The organism is Oligoflexia bacterium (assembly GCA_034439615.1).
In the GTDB taxonomy this organism is placed as follows: domain Bacteria; phylum Bdellovibrionota; class Bdellovibrionia; order JABDDW01; family JABDDW01; genus JAWXAT01.
The window spans coordinates 25,983-37,068 of the sequence record JAWXAT010000006.1 but is presented as its reverse complement, the minus strand read 5'-3'; the positions used below and the strand labels follow the sequence as shown (position 1 = coordinate 37,068).

Here is an 11,086-nt window from a genome sequence, read left to right as displayed (position 1 = left end):
TTTTTCTTCTACCAGTGACCGAAATTAAGATTTAATTTCAACCACTTACAAAAATTTTTAAACTGCGCCTGTCTTTTGAGTCCAGCGCGTCTACCAGTTCCGCCACAGAGGCAACGTGAACTTAGAATAAATTTAGATGTAATTGATCACTTCAATGAAATCAAATGGAATGATTCTTCAGAAAAAAGGCAAAAAAAAGGGTTTTCAATTGTTTTTGGATCTGTGTGCAGGGGGTAAGGGTAGGGGGAACGCGCACAAAACCAAATAAAATTGAAAAACCCAGAGATCCCTTGAGCAAGTTAAATGCCAAGTTCAAACGCGCTGTGTTGAATGTGACGATTGATATCACGTCAGAAATTACAGGTTTGATTACAATTTGAAGGGTTTTAGCTCCAGTCTGGAACCGGCCACCAGCGTGAGTTTTACGACTTTAACTAAAATGACTTCATATTTTCACTTTATTTTCACTTAAACAAGTGACGAAAACTGTCGTCACTGTCAATGAATACGACTGTTATTTGCTGTGTAAGATTTCAATGATCGTCAAGATGGCTTTTTAAAATTCAATCATTTTAGACACTTAACTTCATCATTCAAATCAACGCTTGGGGGCACGCGCCTTGCTCTTAGAGGTTCTGTCGCAGTCCTTTTGTAAGTTTTTAAGGAGACCAAAATGAAGAAGTTAATCGCGTTGCCCCTAGCAGTTGTCAGTATGATGGTTATGTCAGTAACTATTCATGCAGCTGATTACAACGAAGGGCTCAAAGATGAGTTGAATCAGGATATCGAGCAGTTATATCCAAAGCGTCCTAAAAAGACGAGGGTGAAACTGGCTCAAGCTGATATCGGTGATACAACACGAGTTGAAGTGCAGACAGTTAGACCTGCTCAAACTCAAGGTTCACCTACTATTCAGGTTCAACAACAGCAACAACAAGTGCAGCAACCTGCGCAACCAACGTTTCAACCTATCTATATAGTTCAGCCCCCAACTCAAAGTGGTCAGGCACAAGTTCAGCCAGCAACTACTGTTGAGGCTCAAGCGATTCGTGAGTCAAAGGCTGATCAGTTGAGAAAACAACGTGAAGATATGGAACGTCAAACTGAAGATAGACTTACACAACGTTTAGAAGATGATCGCATTTTATCTGAAAAAGAACGTGCTGATAAATTATTTGCTCCAGCTGCAGCGCCAGTTCAACAGCAACAACAAGTTGTTGTTCAGCCTGTTGCAACTCCAGCACCTGCTCCAGCGCCAGTTCAACAGCAACAACAAATTGTTGTTCAACCAGTTCCTGTTGAAAACAGTGTTGTGGTTAAAACTGAAGATACAAAACCTGTAGAATTAGAACAGCAATCAAAGTTTCGTGTTGGTGGTCTTGCTGGTGTGGGTTCATATCCTTCTGTAAGTAACGTAAACGGTGCTTACGCTGCTGGTGTGGCTGCTGATCTTCAAATGCCTGATAGATTTGGAATTGAAGCATCATTTATGTATTCAAGTTATGACATTAAAAACGTAACGCCTTGTTACTACTGTTACAGTGGTCAAAGCTTAGTTGTTACAATGAACCAAATGAATCTTTCAGGAGCTGCAACTTATGGAATACTTCCTGGGCGCGTAACACCTGTAGTTGGCGCAATTGTCGGTTATACTCGTCGTAATTACACAAATCGTGTTTCTTACGGGTACACAGGCAATACAGCAATTAGCGGTTCAAATGCTTTTGATGGCGGTTTACTTGTTGGTGTTGATATTAGCGCTACAAAAAAACTTTCAGTAGGAGCAGATGTTCGGTATCTCTGGAACATCAGTTACCGTACTGATGACGCTCTTGCATATACCTACGGGCCTCAAGTCGGGTCACCCATTGAAGGTTTAAACTACTATTTTGCGACTTTGAACCTGAAGCTTACACTCTAAACTATTGAAATTAAGATTTTAAAGTTATGCCGCCCTTTAAGGGCGGCATTTTTTATGGCATTCTAAAAGAAGTGAAAACATTCATTATAATTCTAATTTTCATATCAAGTTACCAGGTGCACGCAGCAAGACAACTTGCGATGAAACTCGTTGGAGTTGTTGGTACACGCACCTTAACGAATCGTGACGTAGAAGCAAATTATCTTATCGATCGGGTACTTTATAATGAGGGGAAATACACCCCGCTCACAACTGACACCCAAGAATTTAACACCACTTTAAATCGACTCCTCATTGAATGGATGGTTTCTGAAGAAGCCACTGCCTTTGGCGTTGCCAAGGTTACTGATCAAGAAGTGGAACAAAGTTATAACGATGTGAAAAAAAAACTTATGAATACTCCAAATCTTCGTGGGCAATGGAATTCATTTGGATTAACTGACGGGCAACTTAAAGAAATGGTATCGCGTAAAATGCGGGCTAATAGATTTATTAAGTACAAATCAAATTCAAGTTTTGTTCAAGTAAGTGATGAAGAAGCTCAAAGTTATTTTAATAAAAACAGACTTAAATTCGGTACTATGGAATTTGAACAATTTAAAGTAAGTATTAAAAGATTTTTAGGAAATAAAAATGCGGAAGATAGGTTGCGTGATTGGTTTGAAATTTTACGCAAAAAACATAAAGTGAAAAATATTATAGGAAGTAATGTATCCCATGGCGCTTTCTCTTCGACAAATCAGTGAATTAGATCTTCCTGAAATTCAAAAGATTAACGACTCTGTTCAGCAATTCCCCTGGAGTCCTTTGCAAATACGTCAAGAATATGATCAAGAATGTAGTTTTTCTAAGGTGGCTTTTGATTTTCAATCCGATCGCTTAATTTCAAAACCCCTCATCTTGGGGTATTGTTTTGCCCGAAATGTGGGTTCTGACATTGAAATCACCACTATTGGTGTTGTTTCAAGTCAGCAGCGACGTGGAGTGGGGAAAGCTCTTTTATTAGATCTGGTGCACTCAAAGTCGCAAAACTCTGAAGTATTTCTAGAGGTAAGCGAAAAAAATCGTCCTGCTGTTGAATTTTATATATCTCTGGGCTTTGCGACAATGCATGTCAGAAAGGCCTATTACCCGGATGGTTCTGATGGTCTCAGTATGAAACTAAATATTGCAAAACCCCAATAGTTTTGCTAGGTTTCTCACGTAATTAGCATTTTGCTCCGGGCCTTGAAGGGCCCGTTTTTTTTGGTTTTAACAAGATATGTGTATTTAAAAAAAATGCACGCATAAAACTTTAGGATATTTTTTTTGGATTTAGAAAAACTAGAAGCAGTTATTCGACCCGTCGTTGAAGGTAGTGGTTTTAGACTCTACGACATTGAATTTTTTGGTCGAATTCTTCGGGTTACGATTGAAAAAGAAGGCGGCACTGTCGGCATCGATGACTGTGTAAGTACAAGTCGTATTTTAAATCCATTACTTGATACTGATGATTTGGTTGCAGGAAGTTTTGATCTTGAAGTGAGTAGCCCAGGCCTTGATAGAAGTTTACGTAAGCCTGAGCATTTCACCGGAGCACTTGGACAAAGTATCCATGTCACCACTTCACAGCCCTTGTCTCTCTGGAACGGGAGTGAATCGTTTTTTGAAATGAGACGTAATATTACAGGTTTGCTCCAAGAATTTGATGGAACAGATCTTAAAATTCAGGCTGAGAACTATGAAGTTAAGATACCAGTTGAGGCAGTGTTAAAGGCCTATATAAATTTTGAATTAAAGACCACACCTAAGAAGGGAAAGAAGGTTTAAAATGGCAGAGAATCTGTTTTCTGAACTGACACGAATGATTGATCAGGTCGGCAAAGATAAAGGTATCGATAAAAAAATTATTATCGAAGCCGTCGAAATGGCCATGGAAACTGCAGCACGCAAAAAATTCGGAATGAATAAAGAGATCGAAGCTCAATTCAACGAAGACAGTGGCGAAGTTGAACTTTTCGAATTTAAAAATGTGGTTGATGAAATTGACGTAGAAGACACAGACATTTTATTAGACGACGCACGCAAGCTGGATCCTGAAGTTCAAATTGGTGACAGTCTTGGTATTAAATTAGACACATCTCAGTTGGGTCGTATAGCTGCTCAAACAGCAAAACAAATCATTGTTGGCCGAGTACGTGATGCAGAACGTGATATTATTTACGCTGAATTTCAAGAGCGTAAAGGTGAAATCGCCAGTGGTATCGCTCGTCGTGTTGAACGAGGCGCTATTGTAGTCGATCTTGGTCGAACAGAAGCCTATCTTCCTCAGCGTGAACAAATTCCCGGAGAAATGTTTAAACCCGGTGATCGAATTCAAGGGTATATCTCTGATGTTCGTCAAAGTCTTCGCGGCCCCCAGATTATTATGTCTCGCTCTGATGATCGTTATTTAATGAAACTTTTTGAAATGGAAGTTCCTGAAATTTATGACGGCATAGTTGAAATCAAAGCCGCCGCTCGTGAACCAGGAAGTCGTGCGAAAATTGCTGTTATCAGTAAAGATCCATCTGTTGATCCAGTTGGAGCTTGTGTTGGTATGAAGGGCAGTCGCGTTCAAAATATTGTTCAAGAGCTTAAAGGCGAAAAAATTGATATCGTTCAATGGAACGAAGATCATTCACGTTTTGTTTGTAATGCACTTGCACCTGCTGAAGTAAGTAAAGTTATTATCGATGAAGGTTCACGTGAAATGGATATCGTAGTTCCTGATAATCAACTCAGTCTTGCAATTGGAAAAAAGGGACAAAACGTTCGGTTGGCTGCAAAGCTTACTGGTTGGAAACTTGACATTTTAAGTGAAACGAAAGTTCAAGCAAAGACCCAAGAGGCGATTTTCAATCTTATGCTTATCCCTGGTATCAGTGAAACAATGGCTCAGAATATTTATCAATCTGGCTTTGCGTCACTTCATGAAATTGCAAAAGCTTCGTCAGAAGATCTTAAGCAAATTCCAGGTTACGATGATGAGAAAGCTCAAAAGCTCATAACTACAGTTAAGGATCTCATTAAGCAGTATGCTGATAGCGGAACACCACTTCCACAATCAGAAACTGTGGCTATTACAAGAGCTGGTGGTTCAGATGCGAAGTCGCTTGCTGAAGCTCGCCTAAAAATGGAATTAAACGCTCTTAAAGCCGCCGAATCTAAAGGTGAGACCACAGTTGAAAAAACTCCTGAAGAAATCAAAGCCGATGAAGCTCGTGCCGAACTTCTACAAGTACGAGGTGTTGGTGAAACCACAGTTGAGCAATTAAGAGTAGCAGGCGTTCATAGTGTGGATGATCTTTTGGCTAAGCCACTAGAAGAACTCAGTACCATTGAAGGTATCGGAGATAAGAAAGCGCAACAACTCAAGCATGATGCCGAAGTATACCGCAACGAACAAAAAGGATAAACGTGGACAACATTAAGGTCTTTGAATTAGCTAAACAATTGGGCATGGAAACCATTGCCCTCATGGATAAGCTAAGGGAATTTAAAATTCCTATAAAAAGCCATATGGCTGAATTGGATGATAATCTTCTCCAGCAGATTCGTTCACGTTTTGACGAAGAAAAAGCAAAAACAAGTTCTAAAACTACTAAGACAACAAAACGCAAAGTAACTGCGGCTGCTCCTGCAACTCCAAAAGTTGTGAAGGCATCACAAGTGGCTGTTCCTGCTCCTACGACCACTAAAAAGGCAGCAGTGAAGACTGCTGCTAAAGCTCCTGCTGCAAAATCAGCAAAAGCTACACCTGCGGTCGCTGCAAAAAGCTCAAGAACAGTCATCAGACGTAAAGCCAATGTGCAAGATGCTGGTGATATTGAGGGAGCTGCTGAATTTTCTGCTCCTGAAGCGACACAAGATTTTCAAGAGCCGACAAATATTGAAGAAACAGATTTAGTAGAAACAGTTGATGCTTCAGAGACAATAGAGAAACCTCAATCGCCTAAAACCGATTCCCAAGGTGGCCGAGTTGCTCAAGTTATTTCTAGAATGGATTTGCGTACTACTATGGGAGAGCGTGCTCCTCAATCACGAAAGCCAACAGAGCCGCAGAGTGCCACATCAACAGGTACCTCAGAGCAAGCCGCGGCACAAGCGCGCGCTGCAAGTCAGGCAAATCTTGAGGTTCATAAGTTTGATCGTGATGCCATTGGAAAACTCATCAAGCAAGAAGCATTGGTTCAAGCTAAAAAGGCTGCAGCTCTTGCTCGTGAAACTAAAATTGAAACATTTAATGCTTCTGATTTCAGAAAAAGAGAAATGCTCTTTCAACCTAAGAAGAAAAAAACTCTCACAGGTAGAGCTGCTCAAAAACCTCAAATTACAACACCTGGTGCTGCAAAACGTAAAATTAAAATTAAAGGCAGCGTCACTGTTTCTCAATTAGCTCAAGCTATGAGTGTGAAAAACAATGCTGTTCTTAAAAAACTCATTGCTATGGGGAGTATGGTTACCGTCAATGACGTTTTAGATTTTGAGACGGCGTTGGTACTTGCTTCTGAATATGGATTTGAAATTGAGAATTTAGATTTAAGTGAAGAACAATTAATCGTCAAAGCACAAGCTACAGAGACCAATCCAGAAAATTTAACTACACGTCCCCCGGTTGTTACAGTTATGGGTCACGTCGATCACGGTAAAACCTCACTACTTGATGTAATTCGTCAAGCTAATGTGGCCAGTGGCGAAGCAGGTGGTATAACTCAACACATTGGTGCGTACAGTGTTGTTGTTAATGGCAAAAGGATTACATTTCTAGATACTCCAGGCCATGAAGCGTTTACCGCAATGCGAGCACGTGGGGCAAAAGTCACAGATATTGTTATCCTAGTCGTAGCAGCTGATGACGGTATTATGCCTCAAACTAAAGAAGCTATTTTACATGCAAAATCAGCGGGTGTTCCCATCATCGTTGCCGTGAATAAAATGGATTTGCCACAGGCTAATCCCCAGCGTGTGCTTCAAGGTTTAACAGAATTTGAACTGGTTCCTGAAGAATGGGGCGGTTCAACCATTGTTGCTAAAGTATCTGCTGCGAAAAAAGAAGGTATTAAAGAATTACTTGAGATGGTTCTTTTGCAAGCGGAAGTTCTAGAACTCAAAGCTGATGCCAAGCGCCCAGCATCTGGAACCGTTATTGAGGCACGTTTGGATCGTGGTCGTGGCCCTGTTGCAACAGTCTTGATTCAACAAGGAACTGCAGTTGTTGGTGATATTATTGTTGCGGGCATTACGACTGGTCGAATTCGCGCAATGATAAATGATCGTGGACAACAAATTAAACAAGCGGGTCCTGGTGATCCGGTTGAGATATTGGGTTTAAACGCTGTGCCTGCTGCAGGTGACACTGCAGACATTGCAAAGAACGAAGAAGTGGCTCAAGAGATTGTTGAAAAACGTAAAAGTAAATTTAAAGCTGGCCCCGCAATGCCTGCTATGAAAATGACGTTAGAAGATTTATTCGCTAAAGTACAAACCTCAGACGTCAAAGAACTTTCTGTATTAGTAAAAGCAGACGTTCAAGGTTCAGCAGAAGCTCTAAAAGAACTCATTAATAAAATGCCTGCTGATCAAGTAAAAGTTAAAGTAATTGCAAGTACAGTCGGCGGGATCACTGAAAGTGACGTGCTTCTAGCATCTGCTTCTAATGCTGTAATTATTGGTTTTAACGTACGTCCTGAAACAGGAGTAAACAGCGTTGCTCAAAGAGAAGGCATTGAAATTAAGACTTACTCAATTATTTATGAAGTAGTCGATGATATTAAAAAGGCTATGACGGGTCTTCTTTCACCTACTTTTGTTGAAAAGACTTTGGGACGTGCAGAAGTGAGATCACTCTTTAGCGTACCAAAGTTTGGAACTATCGCTGGATGCTCTGTTTCTGACGGAAAAATTACTAGACAAGCTTCAGTGCGACTCCTTCGCGAAAGCCGCATAATTTATGAAGGAAAACTTTCTTCACTCAAGCGTTTCAAAGACGACGTTAAGGAAGTTCAAACCGGATATGAGTGTGGTATTGCGATTGAAAATTATAACGATATGAAAGTTGGCGACGTTATTGAAGCCTTTATGAAAGAACAAGTCGCAACACTTTTAAATTAGTTTTAAGGAAGTAGTACAATGGAACAACGCCCATCACACCGCCCGAATCGCATGGCCGATCTCATTCGTAAAGAAGTCGCAAGTTATTTGCAAAAAGGTGCCAAAGACCCACGTATTGGGTTTGTCACTATCACGCAAGTTCATATGACAAAAGATCTCCAGATTGCGCGTGTGTATTACACCGTCTATGGAACTGATAAGGAAAAAGCTGAAACCATTGAGGGTCTTGAAGAATCAATAAAAGAAATTCGTCAACATCTCGGACGTCAGCTTCATACTCGGTTCACGCCTAAAATAGAATTTTTTGTCGATGAAGGGCTTGAACATAGTTACAAAATTCAAAGTCTCTTAGGTTCAATTGCATATAAGGTCCCAACAGAAGAATCATTAGCGGTATCTGGCAACGAAGACGAAGATGATGTCGACGACGAAGATGAGGATGATCTGGATGAGGATGATCTGGATGAGGACGCGGACGACGAAGACGATAGCGATGACGATCTAGAAGATGATGAAGACGAAGATCTTGAAGAAGATGATGATGACGATGACGAAGAAGATGACGATGACGAAGAAGATGACGATGACGAAGAAGATGAAGACGACGACGATCTAGACGATGACAGTGATGATGACGACGACAATGATGACGATCAAGATGAAGAGTCTGATGAAGTCAAAAAGCCAAAGCGTAGAAGAAATTAACCTGTGTTATCTGCTGTCCAAATAAAATCTTTTACATCACTTATTAAAAATCATAAAAAATTTGTGATTTCAGGTCATCACGGACCAGATGGTGATGTTATCGGCTCAACCCTGGGTTTGGTTTTGGGTTTAAAGCAATTAGGGAAAACTGTTTTAGCATTTAATCCCGATGGCTGTCCTCAATGGCTTAGCTTTTTACCTAAATCAGAAATTATTAAAGTCAAAATCCCCAACACTTTTAAAAATTCAATTCTCATTACTGTAGACTCAGGTGATTTAGGAAGACTTGGTAATAAAATAGATAAGAGTTTTTTTTCAGAAATCTGGAATATTGATCATCATCAAAGTAATACACGTTTTGGAAAATACAATTTCATTGATGTTAAAGCGGGTAGTACAGGGCAAGTAGTTTTTAATCTGCTCTCAGGCTTTTCTAAGTTTAAAATCACACCCGCTATCGCTCAGAATTTATTTTGTACACTTAGTACTGATACAGGGAGTTTTCGCTACAGTAATGCAACTTCAGATGTATTTGCATTGGCGGCATTACTGGTAAAGGCTGGGGCTCAACCTGACGTTATTAGCCAATCACTTTATGAAACGTATACTCAACGACGTTTAAAACTCATGCATCGAGTATTGGGCTCGCTCAAATTTGAGAATGATGGAAAACTTGCAAAACTTTATCTGACCCAAGACGACCTCGCGGCTGTCGGGGCTGGAGAAGATGAGTCAGAAAATTTTGTCAATCTTCCACGGGGTGTTGAGGGTGTTAAAATAGTTTGTTTTTTAAGTGAGAAAACTTCTACTGAATGGAAACTTTCACTCAGAGCTCGCGGTAATACGAATGTTCTTAATATCGCCACAGAATTTGGCGGTGGTGGCCATAAATTAGCTGCCGGATGCACGATACATGGTGTTCGAGCTCAAGTTGAAAAACAATTAGATTCAGTACTTAAAACACAAGGACATCTATAATGGCATTTAATGGAATTCTGCTTGTTGATAAAAGTGAATCTGTCACGAGTCATGATGTGGTTGACAGCCTCAGGCGTATCTTAAAGCAAAAAGATGTAGGCCATGCAGGAACCCTTGACCCACTGGCAACTGGACTTCTTGTTTGCCTTGTTGGGGAAGCTACAAAATTAAGTCAGTTTGTGGTGTCAGATGATAAGGCTTATGAAGTTGAAATAAAATTGGGCGTTAAAACTGATTCAGGTGATATTACAGGTCAAGTAATCCAAGAAAAAGACGCTCAGCATATCACAAAAGAATTGATCCAAGCTCGCTTGCCTGAGTTGTTGGGGGACTTAATGCTTCAAGTTCCAATATATTCAGCAATTAAAATCGCAGGTAAGAAGCTCTATGAATATGCCCGTGACCAAAAAGAAGTCGTACTACCTTTAAAACTGATGGTCATTAAGTCAGCAATGATAACTAGTTTTAAACCGGGCTATTGCACCATTGAACTATCTTGTGGCAAGGGTACTTATGTTCGCTCATGGGCAGAAAAATTAGGAGAACTACTTGGTGTCGGCGCTACGGTCTCAAAACTAAGGCGTACTCGTTCTGGTGGCTTTAATATTGAGCAAAGTCAAACAGTTACAAAATTTAGTGAAAATGAAACATTAGCTGCTGAAAAACTCATTCCTTTGGCAGATGCTCTCTCAGATTGGCCTGTTTTAAGGCTCATTGGGCGTGATGTGGATTTAGTTAAAAACGGCCAAATCCCTAGGGGAATCTTTGGGCAGTTGGTGGATTATCCGATTAAAGACGGTGTAAAACTCATTAACGAACAGGGGAGTCTCTTAGCTGTCGTGGTAAAAGATGCTAAAAAAGGTGTGAAGCTAGGGCGGGTTTTTGAGACTCCCGCATAAGAACTAAAGTTGACACTTTTGCGTGTATCTTGTTAAAAGAACAGTAATTTTTCTGATTGGTTCGCTTAGCCGCCGGCCATATCGGATTGTTTAACAGTAAGACGTGTGCAATTTAGTGCACACTTTAAAGGAGTTAAAATGGCTATCTCAAAAGAAAACAAACAAGCAGTTATTAAAAAACACCGTCGTAATGATTTAGATACAGGTAGTCCTGAGGTTCAAGTTGCTCTCATTACAAATCGAATTAACGAACTTACGGGTCATTTTAAAACCCATGTTAAAGACGTTCATTCACGTCGTGGTTTGTTAAAACTTGTTGGGCAACGTCGCAGACTTTTGGAATATCTAAAACGAAATGATGTAAATAAATATAAAATGCTCATTGAGAACTTAGGTTTACGTAAATAACAACCCAAGAGTCGTGATATTCTATTTTCGCAGCCACGAATTA

General features: G+C 40.2%; 10 protein-coding genes. All 10 read left to right on the top strand.

Going from position 1 to position 11,086, the window contains the following annotated elements:
• Positions 1 to 673: 673 nt before the first annotated feature.
• The 10 genes from SGI74_01620 (at position 674) to rpsO (ending at position 11,043) form a co-directional block, all read left to right on the top strand.
• Complete coding sequence (locus tag SGI74_01620) at positions 674 to 1,921, top strand: outer membrane beta-barrel protein (GenBank protein MDZ4676181.1); 1,248 nt, start codon at positions 674 to 676, stop codon at positions 1,919 to 1,921.
• 26 nt (positions 1,922 to 1,947) lie between these two features.
• On the top strand, positions 1,948 to 2,667 hold the full coding sequence (locus SGI74_01615) for a hypothetical protein (GenBank protein MDZ4676180.1): 720 nt from the start codon (positions 1,948 to 1,950) through the stop codon (positions 2,665 to 2,667).
• Positions 2,639 to 3,106 carry an N-acetyltransferase gene (locus tag SGI74_01610; protein ID MDZ4676179.1) on the top strand — a complete coding sequence of 156 codons (468 nt, stop codon included), beginning with the start codon at positions 2,639 to 2,641 and terminating at the stop codon, positions 3,104 to 3,106. Before SGI74_01615 ends, SGI74_01610 begins: the two co-directional genes overlap by 29 nt.
• 123 nt (positions 3,107 to 3,229) lie before the next feature.
• Entirely contained in the window at positions 3,230 to 3,730 is a 501-nt protein-coding gene (gene rimP / locus SGI74_01605; GenBank protein ID MDZ4676178.1) for a ribosome maturation factor RimP, read from the top strand.
• A 1-nt stretch (position 3,731) separates the two neighbouring features.
• Positions 3,732 to 5,357, top strand: a complete 1,626-nt coding sequence (gene nusA / locus SGI74_01600) for a transcription termination factor NusA (protein MDZ4676177.1) — start codon at positions 3,732 to 3,734, stop codon at positions 5,355 to 5,357.
• Between the two features lie 2 nt (positions 5,358 to 5,359).
• Entirely contained in the window at positions 5,360 to 8,053 is a 2,694-nt protein-coding gene (gene infB / locus SGI74_01595) for a translation initiation factor IF-2 (protein MDZ4676176.1), read from the top strand.
• 18 nt (positions 8,054 to 8,071) lie between these two features.
• Positions 8,072 to 8,758 (top strand): 30S ribosome-binding factor RbfA, encoded by a 687-nt coding sequence (rbfA, locus tag SGI74_01590; protein MDZ4676175.1) that lies wholly within the window; start codon positions 8,072 to 8,074, stop codon positions 8,756 to 8,758.
• Positions 8,759 to 8,761: 3 nt separating this feature from the next.
• Positions 8,762 to 9,736 (top strand): bifunctional oligoribonuclease/PAP phosphatase NrnA, encoded by a 975-nt coding sequence (locus SGI74_01585; GenBank protein MDZ4676174.1) that lies wholly within the window; start codon positions 8,762 to 8,764, stop codon positions 9,734 to 9,736.
• Positions 9,736 to 10,635 (top strand): tRNA pseudouridine(55) synthase TruB, encoded by a 900-nt coding sequence (gene truB / locus SGI74_01580; GenBank protein ID MDZ4676173.1) that lies wholly within the window; start codon positions 9,736 to 9,738, stop codon positions 10,633 to 10,635. Before SGI74_01585 ends, truB begins: the two co-directional genes overlap by 1 nt.
• Positions 10,636 to 10,773: 138 nt before the next feature.
• Positions 10,774 to 11,043 (top strand): 30S ribosomal protein S15, encoded by a 270-nt coding sequence (rpsO, locus tag SGI74_01575; protein ID MDZ4676172.1) that lies wholly within the window; start codon positions 10,774 to 10,776, stop codon positions 11,041 to 11,043.
• Positions 11,044 to 11,086 lie beyond the last annotated feature (43 nt).